The organism is Streptomyces sp. bgisy100 (genome assembly GCF_057709105.1).
The window spans coordinates 38,654-53,568 of the sequence record NZ_JBYITE010000036.1; the positions used below are offsets into that span (position 1 = coordinate 38,654).

A 14,915-nucleotide genomic window follows, 5' to 3' on the forward strand; every position below is an offset into this window, starting at 1 on the left:
CCTGCTGATTCCTGTCGGCCGACTGATTCCCGTCGGTCGGCGCCGCCCCGGGTGTGCCCGGATCAGGCCCCGGGCTGTCCCGGTGCGCGTGTCATGGCCCAGGTGCGCGGGCCCCCGCCGGGCAGCGCGTACGCGGCGGTGTGCCTCGACCGGCGGGCGGGCGCCGACGGGCCGGTGGGCAGGGCTTCGGTGGGCCGGGCGTCGGTGAGCCAGGAGTCGAAGAACGCCATCCCCTTGCGCACCGTCCCCTGAGCGCGGATTGAGCACGGAGCGCGCCGACGCCGGCCATCGCCACCCCCTGTCCGCGGGGCCGCTCCTTACCCAGGGGTGCTGTGCCCTCGGCGCCCCGCCCCCACCTCTCGCGCCTCCGCGCCTCCGCGCCACCGGCGCCCCCGACACCCCCGGCGCCCCGCGGTACCGCGATTGACCGGAGAAACCGGCCCATGCTTCACTCCTTGATGTGACTGACACCCGGCTGTGCTTCTGGCGGAGGGTCCATGTGGACCTGCTCCGCTATGCAGGCTGCGTGTGTCGTCCGTCCGTTTGATCCGCATTCCTTCCTCCGCGCGGTCTGCCGCGCTCCTTCGCGATCATCCAGGACGGACCTGTGTCTTCCAGCGCCTTCGGCGAACTCACTGCCCGCGCAACCGCCTCTGTCGTCACCGCGCCCGCCGCCCACGACGCTCCGGCAGCCACCTTCTCGACACACCGCCCCACCGCCCCGGCGGGCACCCCGGCCACATCCGGAACCACCGCGGATTCCACCGCCGGATCCACCACACCGGGCGGGCCCACGGCTTCCGAGCTGCTCGACTTCGTGCGCCGCACCGCCTCCGACGCCGAACTCGTCGCCACCCTCCCCCTCGACCCGGAAGGCCGCACCTGGATGCGGCTCGACGGGCCGGGTGGCAGCGAAGCCTGGCTGATCGGCTGGCCTCCGGGGACCGGCACCGGCTGGCACGACCACGGCGGCTCGCGGGGTGCGTTCGCCACCGCGGACGGCCGGCTGACCGAGCAGTCCCTTGCCGTGCACCTGCCCACCGAGGGCTGGCAGACGCTCGAACTGGCGGACGGCGTCGACCGGGAACGCCGTCTGTCCGCCGGACAGGGACGCGCTTTCGGCGCGCACCACGTCCACCAGGTGCTGAATCTGGAGAGGGAGGAGCACGCCGTGTCGGTGCACGCGTACTACCCGCCGCTGCCGCTGATGCGCCGCTACAGCCGTACGGGACCGCTGTTGCGTCTGGAGCAGGTCGAGCAGCCCGAGGAGTGGACATGAGCGGGGCACCGCACCACGGGATCGACGGAGTGCTGACCGCGGCCCGTGAGCAACTGGACCGGCTGGAGCCGGAGCAGGCGGCGGAAGCCGCGGCGGCCGGGGCCGTTCTGGTCGACATCCGCTACGCCGCGCTGCGTGAGCGGGACGGCGTCATCCCGGGCGCGCTGATCGTCGAACGCAACGAGCTGGAGTGGCGGCTCGACCCCCTCGGCAGTCACCGTGTGGCCGAGGCGACCGGTCACGACCTCCTCGTGGTCGTGATCTGCAACGAGGGTTACGCCTCCAGCCTCGCCGCTGTCTCGCTGCGGCAGTTGGGCCTTCACCGCGCCACCGACCTGACCGGCGGTTTCCAGGCCTGGCGGGCGGCCGGCCTGCCGGTGGAGCAGCCATCGGTTCCTCCGCGGCCCACCCCGCCCGCCGTCGGGCACTGACCCGGAGCCGCGGCCCGTGGGCCGTGACCGAACACGGCGGCGGCGACGGGTCGCAGCAGCGCAGGCCGGTGACCGGCAGCGCAGGGTGGGCGAGCGGAAAGTGAAGCGGCCGAGCTGCGACGATCACGCAAGGCGCCGGTCGCGCCGGGCCGCCTCTCGCCCGTACGTGACCCCGGCCCCCGCCACTGCCCCGGGACGGTCCCCCACCGCCCCGCCGGGCGAACGCCCACCCCGCACTCCGGCCACGCACAGGGCACAGCGCACGGCTGAGAGCCCCGACCTCCGCACAGCGCACGGCTGAGAGCCCCGACCTCCGGACAGCACACGGCTGAGAACGCCGACGCCGACCAGTCCTCCGGGAGGACGCCGGTCAGCCCTCCGGGAGTTGGTACTCCAGGAGCTCCGGGTCCTCGCCCTCCTCCTCCAGTGCCTGCCGGACGACACGGAGCGCCAGGCCCTCGGAGTACCCCTTGCGGGCCAGCATCCCGGCGAGGCGGCGGATCCGCTTCTCCCGGTCGAGGCCCCGGGTCGCCCGCAGTTTGCGCTGCACCAGGTCGCGGGCGGTCTCCTCCTCCTGCTCCGGATGAAGCTGCCCGACCGCCCCGTCGATCAGTGCCGGGTCGACGCCCTTGGTGCGGAGTTCGCGGGCGAGGGCGCGGCGGGCGAGGCCCCGTCCGTGGTGGCGGGACTCGACCCAGGCGTCCGCGAAGGCGGCGTCATTGATCAGCCCGACGTCCTCGAAGCGGGACAGCACCTCGTCCGCGACCTCGTCCGGAATGCCGCGCTTGGCCAGTGCGTCCGCGAGCTGCTTGCGGGTGCGCGGAGTCCCGGTGAGCAGTCGCAGGCAGATGGCCCGCGCCTGCTCACCGGGGTCGCGCGGCGCCCCCCGCTCGGCCCTCGACGAGCCGGGCGCGCCGTCGTCGGGGCGGACCTCGCCGCCGTCGTCGGCGTCCCCCCAGTCGGTTCGTCGCGTCATGAACTAGCTCTTGGCCGCGGTGGCCTTGGTCGTCTTGGCGGCCTTGGCCGCGGCGGGTGCCGCCTTCGACGCGGCGACCGGCTCCGCTGCCGCCACCGCGGCGTCCGCGCCCGGCGCGGTGTCCGACTGCGGCTTCACACCGATGCCGAGCTTCTCCTTGATCTTCTTCTCGATCTCATTGCCGAGGTCGGGGTTGTCCTTGAGGAACTTGCGGGCGTTCTCCTTGCCCTGCCCCAGCTGATCACCCTCATAGGTGTACCAGGCACCGGACTTGCGGATGAAGCCGTGCTCGACGCCCATGTCGATCAGACCGCCCTCACGGCTGATCCCCTCGCCGTAGAGGATGTCGAACTCCGCCTGCTTGAAGGGCGGTGCGACCTTGTTCTTGACGACCTTGCAACGGGTGCGGTTGCCGACCGCGTCGGTGCCGTCCTTCAGGGTCTCGATCCGGCGGATGTCGATGCGCACCGAGGCGTAGAACTTCAGCGCCCGGCCACCGGTCGTCGTCTCCGGGGAGCCGAACATCACGCCGATCTTCTCGCGGAGCTGGTTGATGAAGATCGCGGTGGTCCGGGACTGGTTCAGCGCGCTGGTGATCTTGCGCAGCGCCTGGCTCATCAGCCGGGCCTGGAGGCCGACGTGGGAGTCGCCCATCTCGCCCTCGATCTCCGCACGGGGCACCAGGGCCGCCACGGAGTCGATGACGATGAGGTCGAGGGCGCCGGACCGGACCAGCATGTCCACGATCTCCAGCGCCTGCTCCCCGGTGTCCGGCTGGGAGAGGATGAGGTTGTCCGTGTCGACACCGAGCGCCTTGGCGTACTCGGGGTCGAGGGCGTGCTCCGCGTCGACGAAGGCGACGGTGCCGCCCGCCTTCTGCGCGTTGGCCACCGCGTGCAGCGTGAGAGTCGTCTTGCCGGAGGACTCCGGCCCGTAGACCTCGACCACGCGGCCCCGCGGCAGTCCGCCGACACCGAGGGCGACGTCAAGAGCGGTCGACCCGGTGGGAATGACCTCGATGGGGTCGTTCGGCCGGTCACCGAGGCGCATGACAGCACCCTTGCCGAATTGCCGTTCAATCTGTGCGAGCGCGGCGTCGAGCGCCTTCTCGCGGTCGGTTCCTGCCATGGGTTCCACCCGGTTTGCTTGAGTCGATCGCTTCACGTCCACGACGCTAACGCCTGCCACTGACAATGCGCCCGGGCGTCGTCCGGCCTGTGGACAACCAGAGCCGGCACCCCCATATGAATGGATGTTCGATTTCGGTGTCAAGCGCCCACGCCTGCGCGTCATGAAGGGCCCGCTGCGGCGAGGCCGACGGGGTGCACGGCCGCCCGCGCGCCCGGATCCGGCCCCCGTGCGCCCCCGTCCGGAAGGGCTCAGCGGCCCCGGCGCAGCCACCGCCAGAACCGGACCGCGAGCGGCGTGCCCAGGCCCCGGCGCGGCCGCCGGCCGTCCACCCGGTGGTCGTCGGTGACGTCGTACCGCCGCACATAGGCCCCGAGGAACGCCTGCAGGGTCGCCGTCGCCGGAATCGCGATCAGCGCGCCCACCGCACCCAGCAGCGCGGTGCCCGCGACCACCGAGCCGAAGGCGACGGCCGGGTGCATGTCCACGGTCCTGGCGGTGATGCGCGGCTGCAGCAGATAGTTCTCGAACTGCTGGTAGACCACCACGAATCCGAGGACCCACACGGCGTACCAGGGGTTGACGGTGAAGGCGAGGAGCACCGGCAGCGCCCCGGCCAGGTAGGTGCCGATGGTGGGGATGAACTGGGAGATCACGCCGACCCACAGCCCCAGCGCGGGGGCGTACGGCACCCCGAGCACCTCCAGCAGGGCGTAGTGGGCGAACCCGGAGATCAGCGCCATCAGCCCGCGGGAGTAGAGATATCCACCGGTCTTGACGACCGCGATCTCCCAGGCCCGCAGCACCTCCGCCTGCCGTGCCGGGGGCAGCACCGAGCACACGGCCCGGCGCAGCCGCGGCCCGTCGGCGGCGAGGTAGAAGGAGAACAGCAGCACGGTGAGGGCCTGGAAGAGCCCGCCGAGGACGGTCGCGGAGACGTCCAGCACCCCGGAGGCGCTGTTCTGGACGTAGCGCTTCAGCCAGTCGGACCTGAGCAGACTGGCCTGGATGTCCACCCGGGACAGGCTCGTGTGGAAGGTGTCGTTGATCCAGCGGATCACCGAGTCCACATAGCTCGGGAAGTTCTCCACCAGATCGACGATCTGGCCGGCGAGCATCGAGCCGAGCAGCACGAAGAACCCGGCGAAGAAGGTCACCACCCCGAGGAAGACCAGCGCGGTGGCGAGGCCGCGGCGCATCCCGCGGCCGGCCATCCGGTCCACGGCGGGCTCGACGGCGAGCGCCACGAAGAAGGCGATCAGGATGTTGACCAGGAGCCCGATCAGCTGGTGGAAGGCCCAGCTCGCCAGCTGGAACGCGGCGAAGAGCGCCAGTGCCAGCACCATGGCCCGGGGCAGCCAGCGGGGCATGCGTTCGCCGCGCGCCGGCTGCGGTCGGGATCGGCCGTCGTCCTCAGCGGGTTCATCTGCTGCCACCCGGTCAGTCTGTCCTACCGCGCCGCGCGGGGCTGCGTCACCCTGCACTTCCGCACCCCGCACCGCCCGGGCCCCGTGCCCGGCCGGGAGCCGCCGACGCCCGCACCGGGCCGCTGCGCGCCTCGACGACGATCTCGGTGGTGCCCGTGGGTCCGGCCCACGCCGGGCCGCCGGGGAAGGCGAGGCTCCGGTGACCGGCCGGGCTCCGGTACGGGTCCGCGGCATCGGTACCGACCGGGGCAAGGATCCGCGGCTCCGCCGGCGGCCCGTGGACCCGTACCTCGGTACCGACCGGCGCTTCGCCCCGCGCCGCGCCCCTCAGTGCCTCTCCGGGGGCACCTCCATGGCGGCGCACACCCCGCGCCAGACGTCCTTCGCGCTCCACCCCGCGGCCAGTGCCTCCTGCACGGTCCGGCCGCCCAACTCGGACATCACGTGATCGCGCGCGAACGAGTCCGCGTACGCCTCACCGAAGTGCTCCGCCATCCGCTGCCAGAAGACCGTCAACCGCATGACCCCAGTATCCCGCCCTGGGGGTGCAGCACCGCACTTGCCGCCGACCGGGTGCGCATTCCGCCCTACCGTCGGTGCATGGCCCGCACCGGAGCAACTCCTCTCGCCCGCGCCGAGCAGTTCGTCTGGCTCACCGCCCGCGTCCTCGAGCAGCGCAGATTCGCGTACCACTTCCCGTCCGGAAGCTTCGGGGAGGAGGACCGGTCCCGCGCCGCGGACGCCGTGGAGGCGGCGCTGGCCGCCTACGGCACGGCCGACGGGGGCTACGGCTACGCCCTCGAACCCGATCTGCGCGGGCCGGTCGGCCAGCCGCTGCACGCCGCGCTCGCCCTGCGGATCCTCGACGGCGTCGGCCGCTGCCACGGCCGCCGGACGGAGCGGCTGTGCCAGTACCTGACGGAGATCTCCAACGACGACGGGGCGCTCCCCGCGGTCCACCCGTCGCTGCGCGGCCATCCGGCGGCGCCCTGGATCCCGGTGGTGGACGACCCGCCGAGCGATCTGCTCACGACCGGGCCGGTGGTGGGGCTGCTCCACCGGAACGAGGTGTGGCACGCGTGGCTGTTCCGGGCCACCGACTTCTGCTGGTCGGCGGTGGAGACCCTGGAGCGGACCCATCCGTACGAGGTCATGGCGGCGGTGGCGTTCCTCGACGGCGCCCCGGACCGGTCCCGCGCGGCCGCGGCGGCGGAACGGCTGGGGCGGCTGGTGCGGGAGCAGGGGCTCGCGGTCCTGGAGCCGGACCGGTCCGGCGCCTACCCGCTGCCGGAGGGCTATGGGCCGGAGGAGTACCACTACGCCCACGACTACGCGCGGGACCCGGGCTCCCTGGCCCGGCGCTGGTTCACCGACGCCGAGATGGAGCGCTCGCTGGACCACCTCGCGGACACGCAGCAGGACGACGGGGGCTGGCCGATCCGGTGGCGCGCGTGGGCACCGGGCACCGCGCTGGAGGGGCGGCCGATGGTGACCCTGGACGCGCTGCTGACGCTCCGCGCCTTCGGCCGCCCCCTCGCGTGAGCCGGGGCGTGCAGGGCCTGGAGCGCGCCGGCCCCGGCGGGGAGCGCGTCGTGGTGCACCGGCACGGCAGGCCCCCCTCCGAGGTGCAGGTCCCGTCCGACCGGTGTGCCGGTCCCGTCCGCCGGAACCGGGAACCGGAACCGGGAACCGCTGTCAGGCGATCGCCCGCACCCCCGCCGTGACCAGCACCGCGACGGCGACGACCAGCAGGAAGGGGGCGCGCAGCACCAGCGCCAGCGCCGCCGCCGCAAGCCCTGCCGCGCGGGCGTCCAGGACGAGCGTGCGGCCGTCGCCGCCGAACGTCTGGATCGCGATCAGCGCGGAGAGGAGCGCGACCGGCAGCAGGGCCGCGAGCTGTTTGACCCGGGGGCGTTCCAGCACGCCCGCGGGGACCGACAGGCCCAGCAGTTTGACCAGGTAGCAGCCGACGGCGGTGAGGCCGATGGCGATCCAGACACTCATCGGGCCTCCTCGCTCTCCCGGCGGGACTCCGTCTCCGCCGCGCCGTCCCCGTCAGTCCCCTCCGCGGTGTCACCGTCCGCACCGCCCGGCGCCCGGCGTCCCCGCACGGCCAGCACGACGGGTGCGGCGAGCGCCGCCATCAGCACCGGGACGCCCGCCGGGAGCAGCGGGTGGCAGACGAGCGCGATCACCACGGCCGCACCGGCCACCGCGCGCTCCGCGGTGCCGCGCAGCATGGGTGCCAGCAGCGCGAGGAAGACCGCGGGACCCGCCGCGTCCAGTCCCCAGGCGGCGGGGTCGCCGAGGGCCGCGGCGCCGAGCGCCCCGAGCAGCGTGGTCAGATTCCACAGCACGTACAGCGTGAGGCCGGTGACGGTGAACCCGATGCGGGCACTCCGGCGGTCCGGCTGGGCCAGCGCCACCACGGAGGTCTCGTCGATCACCCAGTGCGCGGCCGCCGGCCGCACCGCCCGGGGCACCCGGAGCAGCTGGGAGAGCCGCAGCCCGTAGAAGGCGTTGCGGACGCCGAGGAAGAACGCCCCGGCCGCGGCGGTGACCGGGTTGCCGCCCGCTGCCAGCGCGCCCACCAGCGCGAACTGCGAGGCGCCGGTGAAGACGAGGAGGCTCAGCGCACAGGTCTGCAGGAGGGTCAGCCCGGCGCCCGCGGAGGTGACGCCGAACGCGAAGCCGGAGAGCCCCACGGCGACGCCGACGCCCAGTGCGTCCCGGACCACCGCCGCGTCGGGCCGGGTCTCCGGCTGTGGATCGGGGGTCGGTATGCGTTCTGTCACGCCCGTCACGCTAGGGGGCGGCTCCGGGCCCGGTCTTGTACGTTCTTGCGCCCCGCACGGCACGTCCGCGCCGGTCCGCGACGGGCGGAGCGCCGTGTGCCGCGGCGCCGCGCTCCCGCTGGTACGCCCCCGGCGGGACGCCGACGATCCGGCTGAAGTGCCGGTTCAGATGGGGCTGGTCGGTGAAGCCCACCACGGCTGCGGCCTCGGCGGGCGCCGTGCCGGTGTCCAGCAGCGTGCGCGCCCGGCGCACCCGGGCGTCCGTGAGCCAGGCGTGCGGTGGCATCCCGTACGCCCTGCGGAAGGCCCGGAGCAGGGCGAACGGTCCGACGCCGGCCTCCGCCGCCAGCACCTCCAGCGTCGGCGGCTCGGCCATCCGCTCGAGGAGCAGCTCCCGGGCGTACGCGGCGGCGGCCGCCCCCGGACCGTCCCGCCCGGGCCCGGCCCCGGCGGCGGTCCCGCAGCGCTGGAGGAGCCGGGCGACGGCCTGCCGCAGCAGGGTGTCCGCGGCCAGCGCGTTGTTCTGCTCGGCGGCGCGGTGGACCTCGGCGATGAGGTGTCCGGCCACCGGCTCGTCGAGCACCGTCTCGCTGAACGACGGGGTGCCCCGCAGCGGGGCGACGTCGGCCGCCACCCCCGCGACCACGTCGACGGACGGGTACAGCACCCGGTAGGTCCAGCCCCCGCTCTCCCCCGGGTACGCGGTGTGCGGAACGTCCGGGTTGATCAGGATCACCCCTCCGGCCCCGACGCGCTCGGCGCCCCGGGGCAGCCCCACGCCCTCCACCCCGCCGGTGACGGTGGCGACCACGAAGCCGTCGTGGGCGTGCCGGGCGAAGGTGTGACGGACGTAGTGTGCGCTGAGCAGGTCGACGCCGGGCAGCCCGGGGTGCTGCCAGTAGCGTGCGTTCTCCTGGCTCCCCATGGGGCCATTGTGCCTGCTCGGAGACTGTTCCGAAGGGCGGGGAACGGCGGCCGGGTACCCGGCGCCGCAGCGCCCGGGACACCGCCCCCGGGCCGCCCCCGCATGCGTCCCCGCCCCGTTGTCAGTACCCGGGTGCACGATGGGGAACATGCCGAACGACCCGGCCTCGGCCCTCGACACCTTCTCCCCCGCGACCCGTGCCTGGTTCGCCGGGGCGTTCAGCGCGCCCACCCCCGCGCAGGCGGGCGCCTGGCAGGCCATCGACGAGGGTTCGGACGTGCTGGTGGTGGCACCGACCGGCTCGGGCAAGACGCTCGCCGCGTTCCTCTCCGCCCTCGACGGGCTGGCCGCCGGCCCGCCGCCCGCCGACCCGAAGAAGCGCTGCCGGGTTCTCTATGTGTCGCCGCTCAAGGCCCTCGCGGTGGACGTCGAGCGCAACCTCCGCAGCCCCCTGACCGGCATCCGGCACGAGGCGCTGCGGCTGGGGCTGCCGGAGCCCGAGGTGCGGGTCGCGATCCGCTCGGGCGACACCCCGGCGGCCGAGCGCCGGGCGATCGCCACTCGGCCGCCGGACATCCTGATCACCACACCCGAGTCGCTGTTCCTGATGCTGACCTCGTCGGCGCGGGAAGCGCTGGCCGGGGTGGAGACGGTCATCGTGGACGAGGTGCACGCCGTGGCGGGCACCAAGCGCGGCGCTCATCTGGCCCTCTCCCTGGAGCGGCTGGACGAGCTGCTGGAGCGGCCCGCCCGGCGGATCGGCCTGTCGGCCACCGTGCGGCCGGTGGACGAGGTGGCCCGCTTCCTGTCGCCGCAGCGCCGGGCGAAGATCGTGCAGCCGCCGTCCGGCAAGGAGTTCGACCTCTCCGTGGTCGTGCCCGTGGAGGATCTGGGGGAGCTGGGCGGCCCCCCGGCCACCGGCGCGGAAGGCGGCGGGCAGGGCGAGAAGCCGTCCGTCTGGCCGCAGGTGGAGGAGCGGATCGCGGACCTGGTGGAGGCCCACCGGTCCACCATCGTCTTCGCCAACTCCCGGCGCCTGGCCGAGCGGCTGTGCAACCGGCTGAACGAGATCGCGTACGAGCGCGCCACGGGCGAGCCCCTGCCCGAGGCCCACTCCCCCGCCGAGCTGATGGGCGGCTCCGGCGCGGCCAACGGCGCACCACCGGTGCTCGCCCGGGCGCACCACGGATCGGTCTCCAAGGAGCAGCGCTCCCTGGTCGAGGAGGATCTGAAGGCGGGCCGGCTGCCCGCCGTGGTCGCCACGTCCAGCCTGGAGCTGGGCATCGACATGGGGGCCGTGGACCTGGTCGTGCAGGTCGAGTCCCCGCCCTCGGTCGCCTCCGGCCTCCAGCGGGTGGGCCGGGCCGGGCACCAGGTGGGGGCGGTGTCCACCGGGGTGGTCTTCCCCAAGTACCGCGGTGACCTGGTGCAGGCGGCCGTGGTCACCGAGCGGATGCGCAGCGGCGCCATCGAGGCGCTGCGCGTCCCGGCCAATCCTCTGGACGTCCTGGCCCAGCAGATCGTCGCGATGACGTCCCTGGACAGCTGGGACGTGGACGAGCTGCTGGCGGTGGTCCGCCGGGCCGCGCCGTTCGCGTCGCTGCCCGAGTCCGCCTACACCGCCGTGCTCGACATGCTCGCGGGCCGCTATCCGTCGGACGCCTTCGCCGAGCTGCGCCCGCGCCTGGTGTGGGACCGGGTGGCGGGGACGGTCACCGGCCGTCCGGGGGCGCAGCGGCTGGCGGTGACCTCCGGCGGCACGATCCCGGACCGCGGTCTGTTCGGCGTGTTCCTGGCCGGCGCCGACCCGAAGAAGGGCGGCGGCCGGGTCGGCGAGCTCGACGAGGAGATGGTCTACGAGTCGCGCGTCGGCGATGTCTTCACCCTGGGCACCACCACCTGGCGGATCGAGGACATCACCCGCGACCGGGTGCTGGTCTCGCCCGCGCCGGGGGTGCCGGGGCGGCTGCCGTTCTGGAAGGGCGACCAGCTGGGCCGCCCGCTGGAACTGGGCCGTGCGCTGGGCGCGTTCCTCCGCGAGGTGGGCGCCCTCGCCGAGGAGGACGCGCGGCTGCGGCTGCTCGCGGCGGGCCTGGACGCCTGGGCGGCCGACAACGTCCTGGCCTACCTCGCCGAGCAGCGCCAGGCGTGCGGGCACGTCCCGGACGACCGGACGATCGTGGTGGAGCGCTTCCGGGACGAGCTGGGCGACTGGCGGGTCGTCGTCCACTCCCCCTTCGGCGCGCAGGTCCACGCCCCGTGGGCGCTGGCACTGGCCGCCCGGCTCTCCGAGCGCCACGGCATGGACGCCCAGGTGATGCACGCCGACGACGGCATCGTGCTGCGGCTGCCCGACGCGGACCTCATGGGCCTGGACCTGCTCGACATGGAGCCGGAGCCGTCGCGGTCCGGCCGGGAGTACGACGACGGGCAGTCCCCGGTCGGCGCCGCGGACGTCGCCTTCGACAAGGGCGAGGTGGAGCAGCTGGTGACCGACCAGGTCGGCAGCTCGGCGCTGTTCGCCTCCCGCTTCCGGGAGTGCGCGGCCCGGGCCCTGCTGCTGCCGCGCCGCAATCCCGGCAAGCGCACCCCGCTGTGGCAGCAGCGCCAGCGCGCCGCGCAGCTGCTCCAGGTGGCGTCCGAGTTCGGCTCGTTCCCGATCGTTCTGGAGGCCGTCCGCGAGTGCCTCCAGGACGTCTTCGACGTTCCGGGCCTCACCGAGCTGATGGGGGACATCGAGGCGCGGCGCGTGCGGCTCGTCGAGGTCACCACCCCGGAGCCGTCCCCCTTCGCCCGGTCGCTGCTCTTCGGCTATGTCGCCCAGTACCTCTACGAGGGCGACTCCCCGCTGGCGGAGCGGCGGGCCGCCGCGCTCTCCCTGGACTCCCGGCTGCTCGCCGAGCTGCTGGGCCAGGCGGAGCTGCGCGAGCTGCTCGACGCCGAGGTGCTGGCCGAGCTGGAGCGGGAGCTGCAGTGGCGCACCGAGGACCGCCGGGTCAAGGACGTCGAGGGCGTCGCCGACGTGCTGCGGCTGCTCGGGCCGCTGACCGACGCCGAGCTGGCCGAGCGCGGCGCCGAACCGCCCTGGGCACAGGAGCTGGCGGACGCCCGCCGGGCGATCCGGGTGCGGATCGCGGGCGCCGGCCACTGGGCCGCCGTCGAGGACGCCGGCCGGCTGCGGGACGCGCTGGGCACCGCCCTGCCGGTGGGCGTGCCGGAGGCCTTCACCGAACCGGTCAAGGATCCGCTGGGCGATCTCCTCGCCCGGTACGCCCGCACCCACGGTCCGTTCACGTCGGCGGCGGCAGCGGAGCGGTTCGGCCTCGGACCGGCCGTCACCGAGGGCGCCCTGCACCGGCTGGCCGCGGCGGGCCGGGTGGTCCAGGGCGAGTTCCACCCCGCCGGGATCGGCCAGGAGTGGTGCGACAGCGCGGTCCTGCGGCGGCTGCGGCGGCGGTCCCTGGCCGCGCTCCGGGAGGAGCTGGAGCCGGTGGCACCGCCGGTGCTCGCCTCCTTCCTGCCGCAGTGGCAGCACGTCGGCACCCACAGCCTGCGGGGGATCGACGGCCTGGTGCGGGCGGTCGAGCAGTTGCAGGGCGCCCCCGTGCCGGCGTCCGCGCTGGAGAAGCTGGTGCTCCCCTCCCGGGTCGCGGGCTACGGCCCGACCATGCTCGACGAGCTGACCGCCGCGGGCGAGGTCGTCTGGGCCGGCGCCGGGGCCCTGCCCGGCAAGGACGGCTGGGTGTCGCTCTACCTGGCCGACGCGGCACCCCTGCTGTTGCCACCACCGCATCCCCTGGAGGCCGGTCCCGTCCACCGGGCGGTGCTCGACGCCCTGGCCGGTGGGTACGGGCTGTTCTTCCGCCAGATCGCCGACCAGGTCCGGGCGGCCCATCCGGAATGCACCGATCCGCAGCTGGCGGACGCCGTGTGGGAGCTGGCCTGGGCAGGTCTGCTCACCAATGACACCCTCGCGCCGCTGCGCTCCCTGCTGGGTTCGGGCCGGACCGCGGGTGCCACCGCGCACCGCGCGAAGCGCGCCGTCCCGCGCGGCCGGTACGGCTCGCTCACCGGCCGGACGCCCCGGCCCACCGCGTCCCGGGCCGGTCCGCCGACGGTGGCCGGCCGCTGGTCGCTGCTGCCCCCGCGGGAGAGCGAGGGCACTCACCGGGCCCATGCCCTGGCCCGTACGCTCCTGGACCGGCATGGCGTCGTGACCCGCGGCGCGGTCGCGGCCGAGGGCGTGGAGGGCGGATTCGCCGCCGCGTACCGCGTGCTGTCCGCCTTCGAGGAGACCGGCCAGGCGCGCCGCGGCTATGTGGTGGAGGGCCTCGGCGCCGCGCAGTTCGCCATGGACGGAGCGGTGGACCGGCTCCGCGCCGTGGGTACGGCCCGGGACCGCGAGGGCGCGGAGGACCTCGGCGCGTATCCCCGCCCGGCCGGCCACGGCGGTTCCGGCCGCCCCGGGGGCCGGGGCCGGGCGGTGGTCCTCGCCGCGGCCGACCCCGCGAACGCCTACGGAGCCGCCCTGCCCTGGCCCGAACCGCCCACCGGCGCCGGCCACAAACCGGGGCGCAAGGCGGGCGCCCTGGTGGTGCTGGTCGACGGCGATCCGGTGCTCTACGTCGAGCGCGGCGGCAGGACACTGCTCGCCTGGCCGGGGCCCGACGCGGAGGACCCCCGCGGCGACACCCGTCTGCAGGCAGCCGCCGAGGCACTCGCTCAGGCGGCCCGGGACGGCGCGCTGGGCACGGTCACGGTGGAGCGGGCCAACGGAGCCCCGGCACTCTCGTCCCCCGTCGGGCGGGCCCTGGAGGCCGCCGGCTTCCACCCCACCCCGCGGGGGCTGCGCCTGCGGGGTGCTTGAGAGAGCCGCCCACCGGCCCGCCGGCGCACCCACCGACCAGCCGACCAGCCGACCAGCCGACCAGCCGACCAGCCGACCAGCACCCAACGCCCGGCACCCGGCACCCGGCACCCGGCACCCGGCACCCGGCACCCGGCACCCGGCACCCGGCACCCGGCACCCGGCACCCGAGGATCGTCGGCCGACGCCGTGCGTCCAGCGGGCACCCAGCGCCCCGGTCGCCCCACCGAGGCTCCACCGGTCGCCCCCGAGCGCGGCATCATGGCTGCATGCCCGAAGGAGACAGCGTCTGGCGGACGGCCCGGCGGCTGGACGAGGCCCTGGCCGGCGCACGCCTCGTCCGCTCCGACCTCCGGGTGCCCCGGCTGGCCACCGCCGACCTGTCGGGACGTGCGGTGCACGAGGTGGTGGCGCGCGGCAAACACCTGCTCGCCCGCGTCGAGGGCGGGCTGACCCTCCACTCCCATCTGCGCATGGAGGGTGCCTGGCACGTCTACACCCCGGGCGAGCGCTGGCGGGGCGGCCCCGACCATCAGATCCGCGCCGTTCTGAGCACCGCGGAACACACCGCGGTCGGCTACCGGCTCCCCGTGCTCGACCTGCTGCGGACGGCCGACGAGGACAGCGTGGTGGGCCACCTGGGCCCGGATCCGCTCGGCCCCGACTGGGATGCCGCCCTGGCGCTGCGGCGGCTGCTCGCCGACCCGTCCCGCCCGCTCGGCGAGGCCCTGCTCGACCAGCGCAACCTGGCCGGCATCGGCAATGTCTACAAGTCCGAACTGTGCTTCATGGCGGGCGCCACCCCGTGGCTCCCGGTCGGCGAGACCCGTGCCCCGGACCGGCTGGTCGCCCTGGCGCAACGCCTGCTGGAGGCCAACCGGAACCGCACTGCCCGGGTCACCACCGCCGACCCCCGGCGCGACCACCGGCTGTGGGTCCACGGCCGGGCGGGCCGGCCCTGCCGGCGCTGCGGCACCACCGTGCTCACCGCCGACCAGGGCCCCGCGGGCCAGGAGCGCATCACCTACTGGTGCCCTTCCTGCCAGTCCGGGCCCTCCCCGCGGAGCGGCTGAACCAACCGGACGGC

At 74.8% G+C, this 14,915-nt stretch carries 14 protein-coding genes; 7 read left to right on the plus strand and 7 right to left on the minus strand.

All coding sequences use genetic code 11. The annotated features are described in order from the left end of the window. Window positions 1-93 precede the first annotated feature (93 nt). The 4 genes from AC3EQ1_RS22370 to AC3EQ1_RS22385 all read left to right on the plus strand — a co-directional run bounded on the left by AC3EQ1_RS22370 (window position 94) and on the right by AC3EQ1_RS22385 (window position 1,710). A complete protein-coding gene (locus tag AC3EQ1_RS22370; protein WP_432096125.1) occupies window positions 94-252 on the plus strand; it encodes a hypothetical protein in 159 nt (52 codons plus the stop codon). 208 nt (window positions 253-460) lie between these two features. Continuing rightward, window positions 461-547, plus strand: a complete 87-nt coding sequence (locus tag AC3EQ1_RS22375) for a putative leader peptide (protein ID WP_388856942.1) — start codon at window positions 461-463, stop codon at window positions 545-547. Between the two features lie 60 nt (window positions 548-607). Beyond that, window positions 608-1,279 (plus strand): cupin domain-containing protein, encoded by a 672-nt coding sequence (locus AC3EQ1_RS22380; protein WP_432096126.1) that lies wholly within the window; start codon window positions 608-610, stop codon window positions 1,277-1,279. Further along, window positions 1,276-1,710, plus strand: coding sequence for a rhodanese-like domain-containing protein (locus AC3EQ1_RS22385; RefSeq protein WP_432096127.1), 435 nt, complete (start codon window positions 1,276-1,278; stop codon window positions 1,708-1,710). Before AC3EQ1_RS22380 ends, AC3EQ1_RS22385 begins: the two co-directional genes overlap by 4 nt. Before the next feature lie 370 nt (window positions 1,711-2,080). On the opposite strand, the gene recX is transcribed toward AC3EQ1_RS22385, so the two are convergent. The 4 genes from recX to AC3EQ1_RS22405 form a co-directional block, all read right to left on the minus strand. Next, complete coding sequence (gene recX, locus AC3EQ1_RS22390) at window positions 2,081-2,686, minus strand: recombination regulator RecX (protein WP_432096128.1); 606 nt, start codon at window positions 2,684-2,686, stop codon at window positions 2,081-2,083. A 3-nt stretch (window positions 2,687-2,689) separates the two neighbouring features. Next, on the minus strand, window positions 2,690-3,814 hold the full coding sequence (recA, locus tag AC3EQ1_RS22395) for a recombinase RecA (protein ID WP_432096129.1): 1,125 nt from the start codon (window positions 3,812-3,814) through the stop codon (window positions 2,690-2,692). A 251-nt stretch (window positions 3,815-4,065) separates the two neighbouring features. Next, on the minus strand, window positions 4,066-5,184 hold the full coding sequence (locus AC3EQ1_RS22400) for an AI-2E family transporter (protein ID WP_432096146.1): 1,119 nt from the start codon (window positions 5,182-5,184) through the stop codon (window positions 4,066-4,068). A 384-nt stretch (window positions 5,185-5,568) separates the two neighbouring features. After that, the gene (locus tag AC3EQ1_RS22405; RefSeq protein ID WP_432096130.1) at window positions 5,569-5,763 is read right to left on the minus strand and encodes a DUF3046 domain-containing protein; all 195 of its coding nucleotides are present in this window, start codon (window positions 5,761-5,763) and stop codon (window positions 5,569-5,571) included. Window positions 5,764-5,841: 78 nt separating this feature from the next. Here AC3EQ1_RS22405 and AC3EQ1_RS22410 point away from each other — a divergent pair, with 78 nt between their 5' ends. Then, on the plus strand, window positions 5,842-6,783 hold the full coding sequence (locus AC3EQ1_RS22410; protein WP_432096131.1) for a hypothetical protein: 942 nt from the start codon (window positions 5,842-5,844) through the stop codon (window positions 6,781-6,783). 153 nt (window positions 6,784-6,936) lie between these two features. Here AC3EQ1_RS22410 and AC3EQ1_RS22415 read toward each other — a convergent pair whose 3' ends face one another. Genes AC3EQ1_RS22415 through AC3EQ1_RS22425 form a run of 3 tightly spaced genes read right to left on the minus strand, consistent with a single transcriptional unit; the run spans window position 6,937 to window position 8,961 of the window. Beyond that, a complete protein-coding gene (locus tag AC3EQ1_RS22415) occupies window positions 6,937-7,245 on the minus strand; it encodes an AzlD domain-containing protein (protein WP_432096132.1) in 309 nt (102 codons plus the stop codon). Next, the gene (locus AC3EQ1_RS22420; protein WP_432096133.1) at window positions 7,242-8,036 is read right to left on the minus strand and encodes an AzlC family ABC transporter permease; all 795 of its coding nucleotides are present in this window, start codon (window positions 8,034-8,036) and stop codon (window positions 7,242-7,244) included. The genes AC3EQ1_RS22415 and AC3EQ1_RS22420 overlap by 4 nt, the downstream gene beginning before the upstream one ends. Before the next feature lie 10 nt (window positions 8,037-8,046). After that, on the minus strand, window positions 8,047-8,961 hold the full coding sequence (locus AC3EQ1_RS22425; protein ID WP_432096134.1) for a helix-turn-helix transcriptional regulator: 915 nt from the start codon (window positions 8,959-8,961) through the stop codon (window positions 8,047-8,049). A gap of 148 nt (window positions 8,962-9,109) precedes the next feature. Here AC3EQ1_RS22425 and AC3EQ1_RS22430 point away from each other — a divergent pair, with 148 nt between their 5' ends. Continuing rightward, complete coding sequence (locus tag AC3EQ1_RS22430; protein ID WP_432096135.1) at window positions 9,110-13,828, plus strand: ATP-dependent helicase; 4,719 nt, start codon at window positions 9,110-9,112, stop codon at window positions 13,826-13,828. Between the two features lie 269 nt (window positions 13,829-14,097). Next, window positions 14,098-14,901 (plus strand): Fpg/Nei family DNA glycosylase, encoded by an 804-nt coding sequence (locus AC3EQ1_RS22435; protein ID WP_432096136.1) that lies wholly within the window; start codon window positions 14,098-14,100, stop codon window positions 14,899-14,901. Window positions 14,902-14,915 lie beyond the last annotated feature (14 nt).

Coding starts and splice junctions, on each gene's coding strand:
- AC3EQ1_RS22370 (WP_432096125.1), top strand. CDS start 94: ATGGCCCAGGTGCGCGGGCCCCCGCCGGGCAGCGCGTACGCGGCGGTG.
- AC3EQ1_RS22385 (WP_432096127.1), top strand. CDS start 1,276: ATGAGCGGGGCACCGCACCACGGGATCGACGGAGTGCTGACCGCGGCC.
- recX (WP_432096128.1), bottom strand. CDS start 2,686: ATGACGCGACGAACCGACTGGGGGGACGCCGACGACGGCGGCGAGGTC.
- recA (WP_432096129.1), bottom strand. CDS start 3,814: ATGGCAGGAACCGACCGCGAGAAGGCGCTCGACGCCGCGCTCGCACAG.
- AC3EQ1_RS22400 (WP_432096146.1), bottom strand. CDS start 5,184: ATGCCCCGCTGGCTGCCCCGGGCCATGGTGCTGGCACTGGCGCTCTTC.
- AC3EQ1_RS22405 (WP_432096130.1), bottom strand. CDS start 5,763: ATGCGGTTGACGGTCTTCTGGCAGCGGATGGCGGAGCACTTCGGTGAG.
- AC3EQ1_RS22410 (WP_432096131.1), top strand. CDS start 5,842: ATGGCCCGCACCGGAGCAACTCCTCTCGCCCGCGCCGAGCAGTTCGTC.
- AC3EQ1_RS22415 (WP_432096132.1), bottom strand. CDS start 7,245: ATGAGTGTCTGGATCGCCATCGGCCTCACCGCCGTCGGCTGCTACCTG.
- AC3EQ1_RS22425 (WP_432096134.1), bottom strand. CDS start 8,961: ATGGGGAGCCAGGAGAACGCACGCTACTGGCAGCACCCCGGGCTGCCC.
- AC3EQ1_RS22430 (WP_432096135.1), top strand. CDS start 9,110: ATGCCGAACGACCCGGCCTCGGCCCTCGACACCTTCTCCCCCGCGACC.
- AC3EQ1_RS22435 (WP_432096136.1), top strand. CDS start 14,098: ATGCCCGAAGGAGACAGCGTCTGGCGGACGGCCCGGCGGCTGGACGAG.